Genomic DNA, 20,667 nt, shown 5'->3' with positions numbered 1-20,667 from the left:
ACAGCTCAAGGATATTATAGTGATTGCGACAGGTTGATGATCGCGTGCAATATCAGGCCGACCAGGCCGCCAACAATGGTGCCGTTGATACGGATGAATTGCAGATCGCGGCCCACTGCATTCTCAACCCTATCAGTAATGGTTTGCGTATCCCAGCGGCGTACAGTTTCGGACACCAGCTTGACGATCTTGTCACCATAGCGAGTAGAGATCCCCACCAATGTTCGGCGGGCAAAACGGTTGACCTGCACTTGCAAATTGCCGGGGGCCACAAGCGATTGGCCAACCTGATCCAGACTTTCGCCAAATTGACCGGATAATGTTCGGTCCGGGTCGCGTGCAGCGCCCAGCATGGCTGCACGGCCGCGTTCCCATATGCCATCCATCCATTTGGCAATGGCAGGATTGGTGAGCATTTCCGCCTTAATCTCGTGCACTCTCTGCTGCATTACGGGGTCGTGCAGCAGGTCATGCGACAGGCTGGCAAGGCCTTCCTCCATCTTTTCGCGCAATGGATGTTCAGGGTCTTCCGCCACATCATTGAGCAGTTTCTGCAGACCGCTGACCACTGCATTGGCCAGCCTGTCATCCAGCCCCGTCCAGCGCATTATGGTGCTGGCTTTTTCGTGGACCATATCGCGCACCAGATGGTCATTGGCTTCTAATGTTCGTGCTGCCCAGCGAATAAAGGCATCGATGATCGGCGTATGGCGTTTGTCAGCAATGGCCGCGTGTAGGGCTTGCCCCAATAGCGGCGCAATATCCAGCTTGTCCAATTGCTTGTGCAGGGCGTTTTTGATCATGCCCCCAAGCCGTTCTTTATCCAGCGACTCCAAAACATCACCGGCCAGATAGGAAACACCCAGCCGCATTGTGTCCTCCCCCGGGCGCCTGTCATCGCGATTGCGCACCAGAAACCGGCCGACAGCGCCAGCGGCATTCATATTTTGCAACCGGCGACCGAGCACTTGAGGGATAAGAAAATTGGTCCGCAGGAATGACGCCATGGTATCGGCAATGCGGTTTTTGTTGGTCGGTATAATCGCCGTATGCGGGATGGGCAGGCCGAGCGGATGGCGAAATAGGGCTGTCACAGCAAACCAGTCAGCCAGTCCGCCGACCAGCGCTGCTTCGGCAAAAGCGACGACATAACCCCAGGCGGGATGCTGCTCCTCCAATTGCAATGTAGCGATAAAAATCACTGCCATAAGCAGCAATAATGATGTCGCTATAATACGCATCCGGCGCGCCTTGTCAGGTGCTTCGCCAGCGATAGTCGTGCCCGAGATGGTATTGCTTGTCGTCACTCAGCGGGTTGTACACTTCCCGCATCGCTTTTGTCATCACCTGGTTTATAGGTCAGCAGCTTACGGCGCAGCCATGGGCCGGCACGCTTCTCAACACCGTCGGCAAGACTGAAACCAGCGGGCACGATTAACAGTGTCAGCAGGGTCGATACGATCAAGCCGCCGATCACAACTGTACCCATTGGTGCGCGCCATGCACCATCACCTGAAAGCGACAGGGCGGTGGGGACCATGCCTGCTGTCATGGCAACAGTTGTCATAACAATAGGCTGTGCCCGTTTATGGCCTGCTTCCATAATAGCGGCAAATTTGTTGGTCCCCGTTGCCATTTCTTCAATGGCAAAGTCGATCAACAGAATTGAGTTTTTGGAGACAATGCCTAGCAACATCAAGATCCCGATCATAACCGGCATCGAAACCGGTTGGCCGACTGCCCATACGAGGAAGATTCCGCCAAGAGGCGCCAGAGCCAAAGAACACATATTCACTAGTGGTGACATAAGCCGCTTATACAGCAGGACCAGCACAGCAAAAACCAACAGCACACCTGAGATAAGCGCAACGATGAAATTGTCCGACAACTCCTGTTGGATCTCCGCTTCACCTACTGGCGCATTGGATACACCGGTTGGCAATTTCTGCATTATTGGCAGTTCATCAATTTGCTGTTGCACAGTTCCTTTAAGGAAACCCGAAGCCAGATCAGCACCAACAAACACGCGTCTGCTTTGATTATATCGCTGAATAGTTGTCGGGCCTGAACCATAGGTAATCTCTGCAACACGGTCGAGCGGGACGGAGCCGCCATTGGCTGTCGGCACAGGCAGATTTGCAATAGTCGACAAATCGCGTTGAGAAGATTGCGGTAATTTAACGCGGATCGGAATCTGACGGTCGGACAGCGAGAATTTCGCAGCATTTTGTTCAATCTCGCCCAATGTCGCAATACGAATGGTCTGACTCAAGGCGGCTGTCGTCACGCCTAGCTCGGCTGCAAGCTGACTGCGGGGCGTGATGATGATTTCGGGGCGGCTAATATCGGCGTTGATGCGGGGTGCAACCAATCCGTCCAATCCACGCATCTGCTCAACCAGTGTCGCAGCTGTATTTTGCAACAGTTCGGGGTTTGAGCCAGAGAGCATTACCGAAAAGTCACGTCCCGTTCCGCCGCCGCCAAATGATTGTGACTGGAAACGTATGCGGGCATCTGGGAACTTCGCCAGTTGAGGCGCCAGGTCACGTTCAAACTCGATAGATGTTTTCGTGCGGTCAGGTTTTAAAGTGATATAAATTGTCGAGCTTGTTTCACGCACGCGTTCGAGCGCAATTTCCACCTCTGGTTGCTCGTACAAAAATGCTGCAACTCTGTCTGCAATGTTCTCAGCTTGCGCCAAGGTCGTACCAGGGACCATTTCAATTTCAACACGGCTATTATCATCATTTGTCGTTGGCTGGAATTGCGCCGGAGTGATGATGAACATAAAGATTGTGAGTATGAACGCCAGCAAACCAATGCCCATCATCCACACCCTGTGATCCAGCATGCGGGCTTTTACCGCAGCATAGCGCGCCCGCCGTGTAAAGTAATTCATATCATAGCCAGCAACCGCGCCGGTGATGGCCACCAACAGAAACTTCACGAATCGGCCAAGCAAATAAGCGCCAAATAACCCGGCAAGACCAATGAGTGCGACTTGCCACAATATCCATTCTTGTTCCTGCGGCGGGGTATTTTGTGCTGTCTGCTCTGCGCCGCTTATTGTTGATATGGTCTGCACCTGCTCTTGTGCCTGCGGCAGGGTATTTGGCACTGCCTGTTCTGTGCCACCTATGGTTGACATAATCAGCAGGAAGCCAGCTATTGTTGCCACGCCCACCAATAGTGAGAAAGCGTGATCCCACCATCGCACCGCCACTTTTTTAAGTGAATTGCGCAAAGCCAGTGATCTTTTTTGATCCAGCGTCCAGCGCAAAATCTTCATATACCGGTCCATCATCGGGCCTTCGCCATGCTCGTGATGGCCTTTGGCTTTCAGGAAATATGCCGCCATTAGTGGGGTAATCATTCTGGCCACCGCCAAGGACATAAGCACCGAAATCACGACTGTGATACCAAAATTCTTGAAGAATTGGCCAGATACGCCGGGCATAAGACCAACCGGCAAGAAGACGGCAACGATACAGAATGATGTTGCCACAACGGCCAAACCAATTTCATCAGCAGCATCTATTGACGCTTGATAAGCGGATTTGCCCATACGCATATGCCGGACGATATTCTCAATCTCCACAATGGCGTCATCCACCAGAACACCAGCGACCAGACCAAGCGCCAATAATGAGAGGAAATTGAGGTTAAAGCCGAGCAGATCCATGAACCAGAATGTCGGTATGGCTGATAGCGGGATGGCAATGGCAGAGATAATCGTTGCACGCCAATCGCGAAGAAAGAAGAACACAACAATAACGGCCAGTACAGCGCCCTCAAGCATTGCTGCTATTGAGCTTTCATACTGGCTTTCAGTATATTTCACTGAATTGAACAATGGGATGAATTTGAGCTTCGGGTTTTCGGCCTGAAGATCGGCAATGATGTCTTTGGCTTCATAAAAAACCGTTACATCAGAAGCGCCTTTGGCGCGTGACATGAAGAAATTGACAACCTCTTTGTCGCGCACCTTACTGATTGACGAGCGCTCGCTATAACCATCACGCACTGTTGCAACATCGGCAAGTTTTATGGTGTTGCCACTGGGCAAACGGATTTGGCGTTGAGACAATTCAAAAGCACTGCTTGTATTGCCAAGAACGCGCACAGACTGACGTGCACCCCCTACTTCGGCGCGCCCGCCTGCGGCATCAATATTCACCTGACGCAGCACATTGTTGATCTGACTGGCAGTCACACCCAAGGCCTGCATCTTGGCAGGTTGAATAATGACTTCAATCTCACGATCAACACCGCCAAAACGACCAACTTCTGCCATGCCTTCAATAGCGAGCAACCGTTTGGCAACGGTATCGTCAATATACCAGCTAAGCTGCTCAATTGTCATATCATCGGCTTCGACCGCATATATGCCTAGAAAGCCGTTGGAGACGTCCAGCTTTTGAATGCGCGGTTCCAATATTCCGTCCGGCAGACTGCCGCGCACTGTATCCACTGCGTTTTTGACTTCTGCAGTGGCATCATTGGGGTCGATACCAATTTCAAATTCAATCGTTGTGCTTGAATTGCCCTCGCTTGCAGTCGATGAAATTGTCTTCACACCATTTATAGACCGCACTGCCGATTCAACATTTTGCGTAATCTGGTTTTCAATTTCCGTTGGCGCCGCGCCAGGCTGAGAAATGCTAACACTGACCGCTGGAAACTCAACATCGGGATTGTTCACGACATCCATGCGCGCAAAACTGAGCATACCGGCCAGCAACAGACCGGTGAAAAAGACCAGAGGAATGACCGGGTTGCGGATGGACCATTCTGAAATCTTGCTCAAATTCATGACATTTCCTTAATTGCGCATTTCAGTTTGCCATACGCAGATATTTTGCCGGCTTAGCCTTTAGCGGGTTGCTTGCTCTGTGCGGTGGTCGCTGTGGTTGGCGTAGCTTCTGGTTTCTGCACCTGTGGCACAACAAGCTCACCTGGATTGAGGAAGCCAGCGGCATAAAGAACCACTTTCTCATTGCCTTTCAAGCCTGATAATATGGTGATGCCCGCGGCATTAACCGCACCAGTTTCAATATCTCTGCGCTCAACCTTATTATCTTTGCCAACAATATAGACATAACTGCCATCATTATCACTTTGCACTGCTGATTGCGGCAAAATGGGTGAGCTGCTGGAGCCGCTGATGATAACAGCATTGCCAAAACCGCCGGGCCGTATCGCCTGATTATAGGGCAGGGCGATCCGCGCGGTGCCTTGCCGCGTTGTCTGGTTGATCACAGGAGCGATTTGCCACACTTGGCCGGTAAAAACCTCTTGTGAACCTGTTGGTGTAATGTTGGCTTTCACACCATTGGATAGGCTGGACAGATCGCTTTCGCTCAGCTGCGCTCTCAATTCCATTTCACCGCCAGCGGCAAGACGGAACAGAACACCAGAGCCTGCACTGACCACTTGACCGGGTTCAACATTACGTTCCAGAACTAAGCCGGATTCCGGTGCGACGATGTTCAGACGGCCTGCGCGCGCTAATAGTTCATTATATTGCGCTTTGGCGACATTCACACGGGCCCGTGCCTGATCGCGTGTGGCTATGCGCTGATCAATATCAGCCTGTGATATAAAGCCGCGGCCAACAAGTTTCTGCGCACGCTCCAAATTCGCTTCTGCCAGTTTCAAATCAGCTTGAGAGACATCAATTTGGGCAGCCTGTTGCTGCGCTTGCTGATTTTGCACAGACCGATCAATATAAGCGAGTATCGCGCCTTTTTTCACCCAGTCACCCGGCTGTACCATAACCCGCGCGACCTGACCGCCTTCACCTGCTACGCCGACAGGCATTTCGCGGCGTGCAGCAAATGTACCGGATGCGTTGATCCTGCGTTCTACCAAACCACTGCCAGGCACAATAACAGTTACATTCTGGGCCTGTTTCTCATTATCATCGCCTGCGGCTATTGCGGTTTCGCCTGCACCGGCTGTTGAGGGTTGGGAATAAAAATATGCTGCGCCAGCGATTACCGTAACAATCGCTACTATGGCAAGTATGAGCCATGTGCGGCCATTACCTTCGTCAGGATCGGCAAATGAGACATTGTCCAATGGGGTTTCTACCCGTTCCCCAGTGAGTTGCTTATCTAATTTCATAACGCCATTTTCTCTCTAAAAGCCTGCTTGCCCAGACCATTTGCGATGTCAATGCGGGGCACAACGCCCCGAAATAGTTTTGGATGCATCTGCACGACAACAATATGAATAATATCCGCGAGCGTGCGCATATATAGCATTCATCGTTGCACAAAGCCGCAAATATTTGACGGCCAGCAGCCAATTATTCTTATGATCACATTATGAGAATAGCCATTTGGATGCAATTGAGCCTATTGGATTTGGTCGAATCATGAAGCCCATTCGTCACTTAAACCGCAATCAATGCACCCGAAACGCCATTTTGCATGCGCAAAGGGCCGCCAGAAACCTGACGACCCTTTGCTTTTGTCATGTGTAATCGCCACATAATCTGTGGCAGATCATCTGAATTTAGCGAACGGTTCCGCGTTTGATGAGGTTTACAATCCCCAACAGCACGACCGCGCCGACAAATGACAGGAAAAAGCCTGTTATTGAAAATGCCTGAATCGTTCCTGACAGGCCAAAAAACTGACCCAACCAATTACCGACAAATGAACCGATAATGCCGACTACGATATTTAGGAAAATTCCCATATCGGCGTCGCGACCCATAACCTTACTTGCTAACCAACCAGCTACACCGCCAACGATTAATGCGATAATCCAACCCATTTTATGTTCTCCTCTTTTAATGGTATTATTGCGTTCTCCCAACATTAACAGTTAGAGAACTAAACAGTTCCATTCAGCAACGGAAGACGTTAAAAAAGAGCGCAGATGCAAAAAGAGCGCCTTGTGCGGCGCTCTTATTAGGTTTGTTGATCATTTGGCAAATCAGTATTTCTGCTGACGTTCGTAAAGGTCGCGATAATGTTGGATGCGGGTCACTCTTAGACCTGGCATACCAGACCGGTCGACAGCGCGCTGCCATGAGGCAAATTCTTCGAGTGTAAGACCATAACGCTCACAAACTTCATCAATGGAGAGCAACCCTCCATTAACCGCGGCAACAACTTCTGCCTTGCGACGCACTACCCAGCGGCGAGTATTCGCAGGCGGAAGTGAATCCAATGTCAAAGGCTCGCCAAGGGGGCCAATCACTCGCGCGGGTCGTATCTTCTGATTCTCGATCATTTAAACCTCAACTTTTGTCCTGCTCACCCGATTGTTTTACATCTGACGCTTTGCCAGAGCCTAAATGGTCAGGGTAAACAGCCAATTTACTTTTCGCATTTGTATCTTGCTCATCCGGCCCGCAGCCAACAGCTTTGCCATGCTTTAAAAAAGCACCGCGTCCATTGGTTGAGCGAGTTCCACCATTTGGCTGGCGGCCCGCTCCCGAGATGAGCGCAATACGCTCCTCAATCTCTACATCATCAGATGCAGTCTTATGGGTTTTGGTTTGCGCGTCATTTGTAAGACCCAGTGAATCTTCCAAATCCCGCCGTACCTGCGTCTTTTGCGACAGGGCAATCAGCCGCGCATAATCAAGCCGCTGGCTCGATTTTGCATCGGACTGGTCTTTTCCCAAATCGAAAGACGTATGACGTTCGAAACTCATATCCATGAAGAGGCTTTTAGACTCGCATGATATAAAGACAGGTAAAGGCGGCATAAACGGCTGGTTAGCCTTAGTTAATTTTTCGCAATATTTGGGCGTATTTGGCCATGAGAAATCCGGTCTTATGGTTACCAAATTGAGGCTGTAAGCATTGTAAATACTGGCAAACAGCCAATATAGGCGCTGCCTGGCTTGAGGCTTCCACTCACCGTCAAAATTCCCTAAGGACGTGTCAAATGTTTGACAATTTATCTTCAGAAGCTCTTCAGATGGCCGATTTTCAGCTTGGTGACGATATGTCGGGCAAGCGTATCGTTGTTGCTATGTCAGGCGGAGTTGATTCTTCGGTGGTGGCTGCATTGGCCGCTGCGACGGGTGCTGAAACCATTGGTATTACATTGCAATTATACGATCACGGCGAAGCAGTGAACCGGACAGGATCATGTTGCGCTGGTCAAGATATACGTGATGCACGTGCTGTAGCGGACCGTTTGGGCATTGCGCATTATGTTTTTGATCATGAAAGCCGCTTTCGCGAATCTGTAGTCGATAATTTTGCCGATGAATATATGGCAGGGCGCACACCGATACCCTGTGTTCAGTGCAATATGGGCGTGAAATTCACTGATTTGCTAAAAATGGCACATGATCTTGGTGCAGATTGTCTGGCGACTGGCCATTATGTGCGACGCATGGTGGGTGATAAAGGCGAGTCCCAATTGCACAGGGCGCTCGACCCGGCGCGGGATCAAAGCTATTTCCTATTCGGCACGACCAATGAGCAGCTCGACTTTCTGCGTTTCCCGCTTGGCGGCATGCCAAAGCCTATGGTGCGTGAAATAGCGCAGCAAATGGGCCTTATCGTTGCCAGCAAGCCAGACAGTCAGGATATTTGCTTCGTACCCGATGGCGACTATGCGAAGATTGTCCGCAAAGTGCGCCCTGATGCGGACCATGATGGCGAAATTGTTCATATTGATGGCAGTGTCATGGGGCGGCATCGCGGCCTTATTCATTATACAGTCGGTCAAAGGCGCGGCCTTGATATTGGCGGCCAGCCCGAACCACTTTATGTTATCCGCTTGGATGCAGCGACGCGGCGTGTCTATGTCGGCCCCAAGGCCGCGCTTGCAGTGCGCGGAGCAGAAGTTGCAGACTGGAATTGGATAGGCTGTACGCCAGAGGAATTGGCCAGCGAGCAAGATGCAAACGCGCCGCTTAGTGCAAAGGTCCGCTCATTAGCGCGGCCTGTGCCTGTCACGCTCGACAATGACATGCTGGTATTCACCAATCCGGAATATGGCGTAGCGCCGGGGCAGGCTGCTGTTATCTATCGCGGTGATCAAGTTATGGGCGGCGGCTGGATTCAACGCAGTAAAGCGTGGGATGAAGCGCTTTTGGCAGATGTTGCCTAGCCTTTATCAGGTAAAATTATTGCGATTAATTGCCCTGATAAGGCTCATCCTTTGTTCATATTCGCTCAGCAATTATTATATCAAGGTTAACCAGCTTGGCATTTGCACGATATTCGCGCATTATTAAGGCCATAATGGAAAGCGAATCTGTTTTTTGTGCACACCCATTGGCGCACTGGCAGGGCGTAAAAATGCCGTAATGTGTGGCTAAGTCTTTCATGGCTCAGTTCACGGTTTTGGCAGAAGTTATAAGGATGGATTATGGTTTTCTCCCGGCATTTTCGTTCCAATCTGTTAAGCGCCACTTTGTTGGTTACGGGCGTTGCGATGATCCCTGCGTCGACAGCAGCTTTATCTGCGGTTGATGCGCGCTCTTATGACGGCATGGAAGAATTTTTCACCGTAATGTCACGCGTGCGCTCTGATTATGTTGAGGATGTGGACGACGAAAAACTGTTGCGCGGCGCGATTGACGGCATGCTGGCCAGTCTCGACCCGCATAGCAGCTTTCTTGATGCTCGCGACTTTGAAAATCTTCGCACACAGACCGAGGGGACTTATGGCGGTATTGGCCTTTCAGTTGTGGCTGAAGAAGGCGCCGTCAAAGTGGTTGCGCCTACGCGTGACACACCTGCGGATAGGGCTGGTATAAAATCAGGTGACTTTATTACCCATATAGACGGCCGTTTCATTGTTGGTGGTACGCTTGATGATGCTGTAGATGCCATGCGTGGTGCGCCAGGAACATCATTGAACCTCACTATTGTGCGCCCTGGCCGCGATCAGCCTTTTGATGTTGATATTACGCGTGAGATTATTGATTTAAAGCCAGTGCGTTGGGAAATTCAAAATAATATTGGTGTTATAGGTATTTCCAGTTTCACGGCTGATGTCGGTAATGACCTTATCCGGGCGATGAAAGATATTGAATCATCATTGGGCGGAAAGCCTGATGGCTATGTTCTTGACCTGCGCTCTAATCCGGGCGGTCTGTTGGATGAAGCTGTGTCGGTAAGTGATGTGTTCCTTGATCGTGGAGAAATTGTCTCTCAGCGTGGCCGTCGCCGGGGCGATACGGAGCGTTTCTTTGCGCGGCCTGGTGATTATGCTCGCAATCTGCCTGTCATCGTTCTGGTAGACTCAGGTTCTGCTTCGGCTTCGGAAATTGTGGCCGGTGCTTTGAAAGACCATAACCGCGCCCTTATCATGGGAGAGACAAGTTTTGGCAAAGGTTCTGTACAGACATTGCTGCCATTGTCGCGCACTACGGCCCTGAAATTAACAACGGCACGGTATTTTACACCAAGCGGCCGCTCGGTTCAGGAAGGCGGGATTACGCCTGACATTACAGTACCGCAATTGAGCGACCCCGATTATAAAACGCGTATAAAATTACGCGAATCAGACTTGCGAGGACATTTGGTAAATGAATCAAGTGTCGATGATGCAGTTCTTGAGGATGATGAGATTAAAGATCCGCGTTTTTCTTTGACCCTGGAACAACTTGAGGCGAAGGGGATAGAAGACTTCCAATTGCATTATGCTCTGGAAACCATTGCCCGTACTACGGAGGCCAGCGCGCGCTTAGCAGGGCTTAACCCTGAACCAAGTGCACGCAATTAATCTGTTTATAGCAATCAAGGTATTGCAATCATAATGGCACGCATGACTATGGCCCGGTGGATGGCATTTTGTCTGCCCCTTGCTCTGATTGTCGGAGCTTTGATTAGTCAATATGGTTTCGGTCTTTTCCCATGCGAGATGTGCATGTGGCAACGCTGGCCGCATTATAGCGCTATTGTGCTGGCACTGCTCGGCATGGTGCTGGCCAAAGCACATAGAGAAGCATTGGCCAATTTGTTCACCGGCCTTGCTGTATTGGCGATATGTATCTCGGGCATGATCGGTGGTTTTCATGCCGGCGTAGAATATGGTTGGTGGGAAGGTCTTACCAGCTGCGCCTCGGCTTCCGAGCAGGGGCTGAGTGCGGAAGAAACATTACAGGCCATTTTGAACACACCGCTTATCCGCTGTGATGTTACGCCTTGGGATTTGTTTGGCATTTCGCTCGCTGGTTTCAATTTCCTCTTGTCTGTTGGTGGTGCGATCGCCATTTCAATCGTAATGATAAGGCGAAAAGGAACGCATTAATGCCCCAAGGCAAAAAGCCGTTAGACAAAGATATTGAATCGATGATCCGCGTTGACCAAGCCGGTGAATTTGGCGCGACGCGGATTTATCAGGGGCAACTCGCCATTTTGGGCAATCGTCACCCGTCATCAAACACCATTGCCGCCATGGCGGAGCAGGAAGAAAAGCATCGCGAGTTTTTCGATAATCTGATTGCCAAACGCGGTGTACGTCCAACTGCGTTACAACCGTTTTGGGATGTAGCGGGTTTTGGTCTGGGAGCTGCAACGGCCTTGATTGGGCCGGAAGCAGCCATGGCTTGCACCGTTGCGGTGGAAACAGAGATCGACAAACATTATCAGGAACAGCTTGATGCCCTTGGTGAAGACGATCCAGAATTATCCGATGCTATAAGGCAGTTTCAGGCAGAAGAGCTGGAGCATAAAGCAGAAGCATTGGAGCAGGGCGCTGAAAAAGCACCGGCCTATCCATTGATGAGCGGTGTGATCCGTTTGGGATGTAAGGCCGCAATTGCCATATCCAAGCGCATTTGACGGCTAAGCATTTAAGCGAGCATGTTTGCTTCAGTTGTTATTCACACGATGCGGTCTATGATGGCAAAGAATGAACAGGGATACCCAGATATGAAAACTATATTAGCAATGCATAGTGTCGGAATTTTGGCTCTTTGTACGCTTTCATTGGGCGGGGTGCCTGCATTTGCGCAAGATACGGTTTCCGCCAATGAAACCATTATCACCAAATATATCGAGGAAGGCGAAAGCTGCGATAAGTCCGAAGAGTCGGAGACTGTCATCGTTGTTTGCGCCATTAACGAAGAGCCTTATCGTATTCCGCAAAATCGCCGTAATGACCCTAATAAGCCTGCTAATCAGGCGTGGACTGAGAGGGTTAAGGGTTTTCAGGATGTCGGCGCCAATGGCATTGGCAGCTGTTCCGCAGTAGGACCGGCTGGCGCTTTGGGTTGTACAACGCGTTTCATCAATGATCAGGTGGCAGAACGCAAGAATAGCCCTGACAAGCAGGTTGGCAAGCTGATTGAGGAAGAGCGTCAAAAGCGCCTGGCCAAAATTGATGAAGAGGCAGCGCTTATTCAGGCCGCAGAGCTAGAGCGGGCTTCAGAAAATGCGCGTCTGGCGCGTGAGGCAGAAGAGCGCGCAGCTCGCGGCGAGAGCGATTCCTTCGCTGTTGAGGAGGAGCGCGATCTTCCTCCCCCACCGCAATTCTAATTATCGCAAACGCCTTAGCGTTTCTTTGCTCTAACATAATTGTAGCAACCACAATGGCTGCACTATCCGCCCTTTTGTGATGCTATCCAGTTTTTGACATGAGCATCGAGCACGTCGAGCGGTACTGAGCCTTGTTCCAGAACAGTGTCGTGAAAGGATCTTAGATCAAAGTCTGCGCCTAATTCGCTTTCCGCTAATGTGCGCAATTCACGAATTTTCAGCTCGCCCAATTTATAGGCCAAAGCCTGACCGGGCCAGCTAATATAGCGGTTCACTTCGGCTTCAATATTGGCCTCAGTCAGGGCAGTGTTATCGAGCATATAGTCAATGGCCTTTTGCTTGCTCCAGCCTTTGGAATGGATGCCAGTATCGACAACCAAGCGGCAAGCGCGCCACATTTCATAGGATAAGCGGCCCATATTTTTGGCGGGTGTGTCATACAGACCCATCTCAATGCCCAGACGCTCCGAATATAAGCCCCAGCCTTCGACAAAGGCGGTGAAAAAAGCACCATATTTGCGGAATTGCGGGATCTCCAGCTCTTGCTGCAAAGCGATTTGGTGATGGTGACCGGGCACGCCTTCATGCACGCTGAGCGCCGGAATTTCCCAAAATGGGCGCTGATCTAGTTTTGAGGTGTTCACATAATAATTGCCGGCAATGCCAATTTCGGGTGATCCAGGATTATAATAGGCTGTCGTCGTGCCTTCGGCAATTTCTGCCGGAATTTCCTTAATGCCATAAGGCAAGCGTGGCAAACGGCCGAAAAGTGATGGCATCTGACCGTCGATAATCTTGGTGACCCGCGCCACTTTTTCGAGCAGTTCTTCAGGTGTTTTGGCATAATATTTTGGATTGGTGCGCAGCTCCTCGATAAACGCTTCGCGGGTATCAAAGCCGGCCTCTGCTGAGACCTCTTCCATTTCGGCGCGAATGCGGGCAACTTCTGACAGGCCGATATTGTGCACTTCATCAGCGCTCAAATCCGTGGTGGTCATTTGGCGGATGCGGAAGGCATAATAATCATCGCCGCCCGGCTGTGCAGAGACACCTGGTGCTTTTGCGCATGCGGGTTTATATTCGCCAACATACCAGTCATAATGTTTCTGTAATGCCGGACGAATAAGGGCGTTGATGGTCACTTCGGCTTGGCTTGCCAGTCCCTCAAAATCTTCTTGGTCCATGGTCGCCGGTTTATTGCGCTTATAGGGCGCATAAAAACGCGATTCCTTCGCATCTTCAACGATCAATCCGGTGATCGAATCTTCGTAATTTTCAATCGCTACACAGGGCAGGGTATAGCCGCCTTTAATGGCTTCATTCGCAACCGCAATGGCTTCGTCATTCACCTTTGCATATTGCTTTAGGCGGTTATTATAGCTCTGAAAATCTGCCGCGTTACGAAAGGGCAAATTGTTGGCAAGCCCAGCAAAATTCTGATGCCAGCCACTGCGATTGGTGAAGTTAATAACGCGCTGGCCATATTGATTGGCCTCTATTGTCTGCTGCAACGTCCGGCGCAAAATGCCGTAATTCACTTTCTCTGCTGCTGTCAGGCTGGCTTCATCAATCGCTTCCAGTCTTTTGAGCAAAACCGACGCTTGTTCAGCCTGGGCATCTTGCGTTTCCAGCGTGTAACTCGCCACCTTGCCATTGGCCTCTGCAATGTCGAGCGATGATGCCAAAGTCGGATTCTGGTCCAGCACATAAGCCCAATAATCATCGATCAGGCTGTTAAGATCATCTGACGGCGCGGCCAAGAGCGGCGCGGAAAGAGCAAGCGCCACCGCGCTGACCATGGCCATATTGGCGCGCATCACCCATCTGGCTTTTTTGGGTTTGAAAGCATGTGAAAAATTAACAGATGGCAGCGGCATGGCATGTCTCTCTTACTAATGATTATGTTGCGCAGAGACTAAACAGACTATCTGTGATTATCCAGTAAAAGAAATAGGTTGTTGGCTGCGTTTATGTGGTCAGCTGTCACCACCACAAATTGCATGGAATTTATCGTGAAACTGTCATCAATGTGCGCTAATGCTGACAATAGATTTTGCAACAAAGGCTGTGATATGACCTCTTTCTTCCGTGCAACACTCCCTATTCTGACAATGGCCCTCCCATTAGCTGCATGTTCGGCCAATGGTGGTGGCGCCTCTGCGGCGGCTGATATTGTCGTCACGCCAGCTCCGTTGGAAGCACAGACAACCGCGTTACAGCCATCTGGCACAGGGCCAGAGGCATTGCGCAGCTATTATGCAGGCCTAAAGCAGTCACTGCCTGATGCAGGCCCAATGGCTCAGCTTAATTCTTCCAAAGCTCTGACCCGTATTGCCTTTGGTTCGTGCATTCAGGAAAACCGGCCACAGACTTTCTGGAACACCATATCGCAGAACAGTCCAGACCTGTTTTTGGCGATTGGGGACAATGTCTATGGTGACACAGGGTCAACATGGGCGGCGGATCTGCCAGCCCTGCGAGCATCTTATGCCAAGCTAGCGTCTGCACCGGAATTTCAGGCATTTCGCGCCAAGACGCCGATGATCACTAGCTGGGATGACCATGATTATGGCGCCAATGATGCGGGCGGAACATTCGCTTTTAAGGAATATGCCGAGACCATTTATGAAAATTTCTGGAATGTGCCGGATGACGTGAAATCACGGCCGGGTATTTATGAAAGTCATATGGTTGGGCCAGAGGGGCAGCGCGTACAGATCATAACGCTAGATACGCGGTTTTTCCGTTCGGATATGACCAGATTGCCCTATAGTCCTGATCGCCGTCCGTTAGGCAATTATGGTGAAAATACCGATCCACAAGCGACGATATTGGGCGATGCACAATGGGCATGGTTAGAGCAGGAACTCAACAAGCCTGCTGATTTGCGCCTGATATTCTCTTCCATTCAGGTCATCACAGAAGCCCATGATTATGAAAGCTGGTCCAACTTCCCGCTGGAGCAGAAGCGTTTTTACCAAATGCTTGCGGACAAAAAGATCAACAATGCCATATTGTTTTCCGGTGACCGCCATGCGGGCGGCATTTATCGCAAGCAAGTTACTGGCTTATCCAAACCGCTATGGGAATTGACGTCCAGCTCATTGAACTTCAGCTTTGGCAGCGGTGATAATGGTAGCCGTGAACCAGATAAGCACCGCGTTGGCGGCTTTTTCGCAGATGAGAATTTTGGTCAGATCGATATTGATTGGGCCGCACGCAATGTGAAGCTCAGCCTGATTAAGTCCGATGGCAATGTGCTCACCAGTCAGGATGCTCCTGCATTACAATAGAGGTTCAGCCTTTTGCTATAGCTGACTTCTTGGCCCCAATATGGGCTAACATCTCGCTGCGCATCGATATTGCTAATTCGCGGTCTATCGCATGCAGTGTCAGCGGCACTATGCCGGAGCCGCCAGCTATACCAAAGACGAGGTTTACTTCATCCAATGGGCGCTGGATGAAATTATCGGTAATATCGACTGACTGGATTTTGCGCAGTGGCAATGCGGTCAGTCTTTGCGACCAATAGCCAGACCGGATGTAAAGAAACTGCTCTGTCAGAGAAAAATGATGGTGCCGCCAGCGCAACCAGAGGTGCAGCGCAGCGGGGAGTGATAGCAAAACCACTGCTGAGAAGCCCCATATTTCTGACCAGAAGACCGCATTGCTGGCCGCAAATATAGTCAAGGCCAAGGCTATTACTGCGCCAACCAGCCATAGAGAGCGGGATACACGTTGCATTGCGGCTGCTGGCATGTCGATGTTGATGCCTGGCTCTAAGGCTATGGCGCTGGCTTCGTCTATTCTGGCCAGCGGCGCAACAACATGATCGCTTTCATTCTTGCCGTCGCTGGCAAGGGATTGGAATTTCAGCGCATACCAGCCAAAGATGCGGCGTATTGGCCCTGTGATAAGTATCGCCGTCTGCACTCTGTGCAAGGGCATTGCCATATCGGTCAACGTGAAAAGGCCGCGTCGACGGCGGAACCCGTTTTCGGTGCGATCCAGACGGAAACCATAGTCGCGAACAAAAACGGTGATAATACCTGTAATTAGCCCAATAACAACGATGCCAAGAAGACCTCCAAACGCCGTTAAAATTTGGCCAACGATACCAAGACTGCTTAGGCCTTGTTGAAATCCATCTTTAAATCCGTTTTTAAATTCCTCGCCGCGTGAACTTGGCCCATCTTTAATATTACCTGCAACATTTGCCAGCTTTTCAACGCTGAACAGATTGTCGGGGATTAGAAAGTCAAGATTTTGGAATATCGCTGCAACAAACGCAAAAACCGCCAGTGAAAAGCTGAACAGGCCAAGGATAAGCAGCCGTTTTGGTGACATTGTGAATAATGGTTCTGTCTCTGGTTCAGCAATATCATCTTGTACGACAGCCTGTCCTTCGAGTGGTAACGCTACGCCGCGTTTGCGTGCCTTAATGGTGTCGCGCAATTCCTCAGCTCGGGTCAATTTGACTGCATTTAATTTGCCATCATCGCCATTGCCAGCACTGCCCGTTTCCAACGTGACCGTCGCTAAACCCAATATGCGGGCAATAAGTTTTTGTTCGATATTAACGTCTTGAATCCGCTCATAAGGGATAGAGCGGTTATTTTTACTGATGATTCCGCTTTGAATACGGACTTCATTTGGGGCGATCTCATAGGTAAATTTGCGCCAACGTAACCAAGCGATCATAACAAAAATACAAAAACCGCCAAACAAAGCCAACCCAACAACAAGCCACCCCATATTGTCATCAACAGAAGCCATGACTGCAATGCTGCCGAAGAGCATTTGCGGCAAGAAGCCGATGGTTTTTATAACAAGGCTTAAGGGATGGAGCCTATGTGTAGCGACGGAAGGGTCTGCAATCTCTGTGGATTGCTCGGCCATCTGATCGTGATCGGCAATCGCGTCCGTCACTAGATCATTTCCTCACGAATATGCTCGCGCATTTCTTCGCGCATGGCGTTGGCCGTTTCTGGTTCTAGACCAGGCAGAACAACAATGCTGTTATGCGTGCCGGCGGTGTGAACTATCAACCGCGAAACATTGTTTATACGTTCAATCGGGCCTTGGCTAACGTCAATATGTTGAACGCGATTAAACGGCACTATGGTGTCAGTTCGGAACAAAAACCCTCGCAAAACGCGTAGCCGGTCATCTTCCATGGCATAGCCCCAACGGCGGAATTGACGATGAGGGACGATAAATACAATAGCAAGCCACAGCAATGCGCCCAGAGCTGTGAGCGGGCCAAACCCTGTTATATCCTGTGCTGCCAAGATGATGTCGCCAACAATGAACCCGGCCAATATGGGCAAAAATGTCAGGCCATTATTGATCCGCAGCACCATCTTATAGGATGTGTGCAAAGGCGTGAGACCCAGATTATAACTGCTCTGCAATGGTGGATCATTCTGCCCGAATTGCGGCATATGCGCAGGTATTCCCTGTCCGTTGGACAAAGTCGCATCATCATTTGGCGCAGCGGTGGCGGCACTGTCTGTCATATCTTGCTCCCTAAACCTGATATGGCAAGAGTGTATTATATTTGCAAGTCAGTGATGCGATGACCTTATGCTGCTTTCTCTTTGGCTAATGCGCTTTCCGCCTGATCCATCAATTCGGCAATAATTTCGGCAACGCTTTGCTGTGCTTTGACCATGCCAACCGATTGCCCGGCCATCAGCGAACCATTTTCGACATCACCGTCAATCACTGCACGTTTCAGCGCACCAGCCCAGAAATGCTCTATCTGCAGCTGCGCTTCATTCATATCTACACTGCCTTCATCCAGCAAATTGGCGACTTCGCGCTGCTTGGCGGTGAATTCCTCTGTACCTTTATTTTTCAACGCGCGGACCGGAATGACCGGCAAACGCGGGTCGATTTGTACGCTAGAGATTGCATCGCGTGCATTGCCTTTCAAAAAGGCTTTTTTGAAATTCTCATGCGCGATACATTCATGGGCGCAGACAAAGCGCGTGCCCAATTGTACCCCGGCCGCACCCATTTCCAGATAGCTGGCAATCGCTTCACCGCGGCCAATACCGCCGGCCACAAAGACAGGCACTTGCGCAGCAATATCTGGCAACATTTCCTGCGCCAGAACACTGGTCGAGACAGGGCCGATATGGCCGCCAGCTTCCATGCCCTCTATCACCAACGCATCAACGCCTGAACGAATAAACTTCTTGGCCAATGCCATGGCAGGGGCAAAGCAGATCAGTTTAGCGCCAGTGGCTTTGATGGCTTCAATGCTGCCCTTGGGCGGCAGGCCACCCGCCAGCACAATATGGCTGACTGCATGCTTGCCGCATATCGCAATCAGGTCCATCAAATCCGGGTGCATGGTGATCAGATTGACGCCAAACGGCTTATCCGTGCGTTTCTTGGTCTCGGCAATTTCATTGTCCAACAAGTCGGTTGTCATCGCGCCGCACGCAATAACGCCAAAACCACCGGCATTGGAAATAGCGCTGACCAGATGCCGTTCAGAAATCCAGCTCATCGCGCCGCACATAATCGCAACATCACAGCCCAGAAAGTCGGTGCCGCGTTGCATAAGGGTTTTTGTGTTTTTCATAGCGTTGCACTAGCCTCGTCATTCGACTGTCGGCAAGAAGAATTTCACTGCATTACATTTGTCATTGCGAGGATCCGCGAACTTGTTTCGGGGATACGTGGCAATCCAGTATGGCGCGCATGGCTCTGGATTGCTTCGCTACGCTCGCAATGACGGTATTTTATCAAGTGTCTTGAAAAATATAGCGCAATAAAAGAGTTATAAAGACTCAATTATATTCCAGCCCGCGTAGCCTTCATTGGGCAATAACTGAGTCATACCGCGAAGCGCGGCCTCAATCATCCCCATCCAGACCATAAGCGGTGTGCAATACGCGTACGGCCAGCTCGGTTTCGTCTTCGTGGATCAGCACGCTCACCTTAATCTCTGATGTGGTGATGGCCTGAATATTGATGCCGCGATCGGCCAAAGCGGCGAACATGGTGCTGGCGATACCGGCATTGCTGCGCATGCCCACGCCAACGGCAGAGATTTTTGCCACCCGCGTATCGTGCAGCAAGCGGTTATAGCCCACCTTGTCCTGCGCCTTTTCCAACAGGTCGAGCGCTTTGGTCAGGTCGGCCATGGGCACGGTGAAGGTCACATCGGTCTCGCCCTTATCGCGCCCGACATTCTGAATAATCATATCAACATTGATGGCGGCTTCCGCCAGCGGCGCAAAGATCGCCGCCACAGAGCCCGGCGTATCGGCAACGCGTGTCAGGGTTACTTTGGCTTCATTCTTGTCGGCGGCGATGCCGGTGATCAATTGCTGTTCCACGCCCAATTTCTCCATTTCTTCTTCGCTGACGATCATCGTGCCGGGCAGATCATCCGCCACGGGTGCGCCTTCTTCGGTGAAGGAAGACAAGACCTGTATCGCCACATTTTTGCGCATGGCCAGACCGACAGAACGGGTCTGCATCACCTTCGCCCCGACACTGGCCAATTCTAATATTTCTTCAAAGGTAACGGCTTTCAGTTTTTGCGCGCGCGCAACAATGCGCGGGTCGGTTGTGTATATGCCATCAACATCGGTGTAGATATCGCAGCGGTCCGCCTCTAGCGCAGCGGCAACCGCCACGGCGCTGGTGTCAGAACCGCCGCGCCCCAATGTGGCGATGCGGCCATCTTCGCTGCGTCCCTGAAAGCCCGGAATAACCGCGACACTGCCCGCCTTCATGCTGCCCAGCATGTCGTCAGCTTCAATATCATCAACCCGCGCTTTGCTATGGGCGTCGTCGGTCATGATGGGGATTTGCCAACCCAGCCAGCTGCGTGCAGATACGCCCATGGCCTGTAATGTGATGGCGAGTAGTCCGCTGGTGACCTGTTCACCACTGGCCAGCACCACATCATATTCCTGCGGATCATAAAGCGGACTAGCTTCGCGGCAGAAATTGATTAGCCGGTCCGTTTCCCCTGCCATGGCAGAAACCACAACGGCCACTTCATCGCCTCTATCGGCCTGTGCTTTTACTATTTCGGCCACCCGGCGGATGCGTTCTATGCCCGCCATTGAGGTGCCACCAAATTTCATTACGATGCGTGCCATGAGCGGGCAATCCTGAAAAATTTTGGCCGCACTTTACAGATTGACCATCTAAGGCTTCTTATTGTTCGCAA

At 50.9% G+C, this 20,667-nt stretch carries 17 protein-coding genes; 6 read left to right on the top strand and 11 right to left on the bottom strand.

Annotated features, from left to right (window positions below):
• Positions 1 to 14: 14 nt before the first annotated feature.
• From ACR9YC_RS10715 to ACR9YC_RS10690, 6 genes are all read right to left on the bottom strand, one after another.
• Positions 15 to 1,241: a DUF445 domain-containing protein gene (locus tag ACR9YC_RS10715; protein WP_438731773.1), complete on the bottom strand. Its 1,227-nt coding sequence runs from the start codon at positions 1,239 to 1,241 to the stop codon at positions 15 to 17.
• A 62-nt stretch (positions 1,242 to 1,303) separates the two neighbouring features.
• The gene (locus ACR9YC_RS10710; protein ID WP_438727431.1) at positions 1,304 to 4,813 is read right to left on the bottom strand and encodes an efflux RND transporter permease subunit; all 3,510 of its coding nucleotides are present in this window, start codon (positions 4,811 to 4,813) and stop codon (positions 1,304 to 1,306) included.
• A 53-nt stretch (positions 4,814 to 4,866) separates the two neighbouring features.
• A complete protein-coding gene (locus ACR9YC_RS10705) occupies positions 4,867 to 6,126 on the bottom strand; it encodes an efflux RND transporter periplasmic adaptor subunit (RefSeq protein ID WP_438727428.1) in 1,260 nt (419 codons plus the stop codon).
• A gap of 393 nt (positions 6,127 to 6,519) precedes the next feature.
• The gene (locus tag ACR9YC_RS10700) at positions 6,520 to 6,783 is read right to left on the bottom strand and encodes a GlsB/YeaQ/YmgE family stress response membrane protein (RefSeq protein ID WP_438727425.1); all 264 of its coding nucleotides are present in this window, start codon (positions 6,781 to 6,783) and stop codon (positions 6,520 to 6,522) included.
• 162 nt (positions 6,784 to 6,945) lie between these two features.
• Positions 6,946 to 7,245 (bottom strand): CtrA inhibitor SciP, encoded by a 300-nt coding sequence (gene sciP / locus ACR9YC_RS10695; protein WP_438727422.1) that lies wholly within the window; start codon positions 7,243 to 7,245, stop codon positions 6,946 to 6,948.
• Positions 7,246 to 7,252: 7 nt separating this feature from the next.
• On the bottom strand, positions 7,253 to 7,672 hold the full coding sequence (locus ACR9YC_RS10690) for a hypothetical protein (protein WP_438727419.1): 420 nt from the start codon (positions 7,670 to 7,672) through the stop codon (positions 7,253 to 7,255).
• A 236-nt stretch (positions 7,673 to 7,908) separates the two neighbouring features.
• On the opposite strand from ACR9YC_RS10690, the gene mnmA reads away from it, so the two are divergent.
• The 5 genes from mnmA to ACR9YC_RS10665 all read left to right on the top strand — a co-directional run bounded on the left by mnmA (position 7,909) and on the right by ACR9YC_RS10665 (position 12,467).
• Complete coding sequence (gene mnmA, locus ACR9YC_RS10685; RefSeq protein ID WP_438727416.1) at positions 7,909 to 9,087, top strand: tRNA 2-thiouridine(34) synthase MnmA; 1,179 nt, start codon at positions 7,909 to 7,911, stop codon at positions 9,085 to 9,087.
• Positions 9,088 to 9,348: 261 nt separating this feature from the next.
• The gene (locus ACR9YC_RS10680; RefSeq protein ID WP_438727413.1) at positions 9,349 to 10,710 is read left to right on the top strand and encodes a S41 family peptidase; all 1,362 of its coding nucleotides are present in this window, start codon (positions 9,349 to 9,351) and stop codon (positions 10,708 to 10,710) included.
• Between the two features lie 33 nt (positions 10,711 to 10,743).
• Positions 10,744 to 11,238, top strand: a complete 495-nt coding sequence (locus ACR9YC_RS10675) for a disulfide bond formation protein B (protein WP_438727410.1) — start codon at positions 10,744 to 10,746, stop codon at positions 11,236 to 11,238.
• A complete protein-coding gene (locus ACR9YC_RS10670) occupies positions 11,238 to 11,771 on the top strand; it encodes a demethoxyubiquinone hydroxylase family protein (RefSeq protein WP_438727406.1) in 534 nt (177 codons plus the stop codon). The genes ACR9YC_RS10675 and ACR9YC_RS10670 overlap by 1 nt, the downstream gene beginning before the upstream one ends.
• A gap of 90 nt (positions 11,772 to 11,861) precedes the next feature.
• Entirely contained in the window at positions 11,862 to 12,467 is a 606-nt protein-coding gene (locus ACR9YC_RS10665; RefSeq protein WP_438727403.1) for a hypothetical protein, read from the top strand.
• A 62-nt stretch (positions 12,468 to 12,529) separates the two neighbouring features.
• On the opposite strand, the gene ACR9YC_RS10660 is transcribed toward ACR9YC_RS10665, so the two are convergent.
• Positions 12,530 to 14,344: a DUF885 domain-containing protein gene (locus ACR9YC_RS10660; protein WP_438727400.1), complete on the bottom strand. Its 1,815-nt coding sequence runs from the start codon at positions 14,342 to 14,344 to the stop codon at positions 12,530 to 12,532.
• A gap of 195 nt (positions 14,345 to 14,539) precedes the next feature.
• Between ACR9YC_RS10660 and ACR9YC_RS10655 the strand changes: the two genes are divergently transcribed.
• Complete coding sequence (locus ACR9YC_RS10655) at positions 14,540 to 15,760, top strand: alkaline phosphatase D family protein (RefSeq protein ID WP_438727397.1); 1,221 nt, start codon at positions 14,540 to 14,542, stop codon at positions 15,758 to 15,760.
• A 4-nt stretch (positions 15,761 to 15,764) separates the two neighbouring features.
• On the opposite strand, the gene ACR9YC_RS10650 is transcribed toward ACR9YC_RS10655, so the two are convergent.
• The 4 genes from ACR9YC_RS10650 to ACR9YC_RS10635 all read right to left on the bottom strand — a co-directional run bounded on the left by ACR9YC_RS10650 (position 15,765) and on the right by ACR9YC_RS10635 (position 20,596).
• Positions 15,765 to 17,396 (bottom strand): PH domain-containing protein, encoded by a 1,632-nt coding sequence (locus ACR9YC_RS10650; protein ID WP_438727394.1) that lies wholly within the window; start codon positions 17,394 to 17,396, stop codon positions 15,765 to 15,767.
• Complete coding sequence (locus ACR9YC_RS10645) at positions 17,396 to 17,986, bottom strand: PH domain-containing protein (protein ID WP_438727391.1); 591 nt, start codon at positions 17,984 to 17,986, stop codon at positions 17,396 to 17,398. Before ACR9YC_RS10645 ends, ACR9YC_RS10650 begins: the two co-directional genes overlap by 1 nt.
• A gap of 65 nt (positions 17,987 to 18,051) precedes the next feature.
• Entirely contained in the window at positions 18,052 to 19,062 is a 1,011-nt protein-coding gene (locus ACR9YC_RS10640) for an NAD(P)H-dependent flavin oxidoreductase (RefSeq protein ID WP_438727388.1), read from the bottom strand.
• Positions 19,063 to 19,336: 274 nt separating this feature from the next.
• A complete protein-coding gene (locus tag ACR9YC_RS10635) occupies positions 19,337 to 20,596 on the bottom strand; it encodes an aspartate kinase (protein WP_438727385.1) in 1,260 nt (419 codons plus the stop codon).
• Positions 20,597 to 20,667: the final 71 nt, after the last annotated feature.

The organism is Parasphingorhabdus sp. DH2-15, from assembly GCF_051668705.1.
Lineage (GTDB): Bacteria > Pseudomonadota > Alphaproteobacteria > Sphingomonadales > Sphingomonadaceae > Alterisphingorhabdus.
The sequence above is the reverse complement of the archived record's forward strand: the minus strand, read 5'-3'. Positions and strand labels throughout refer to the sequence as shown.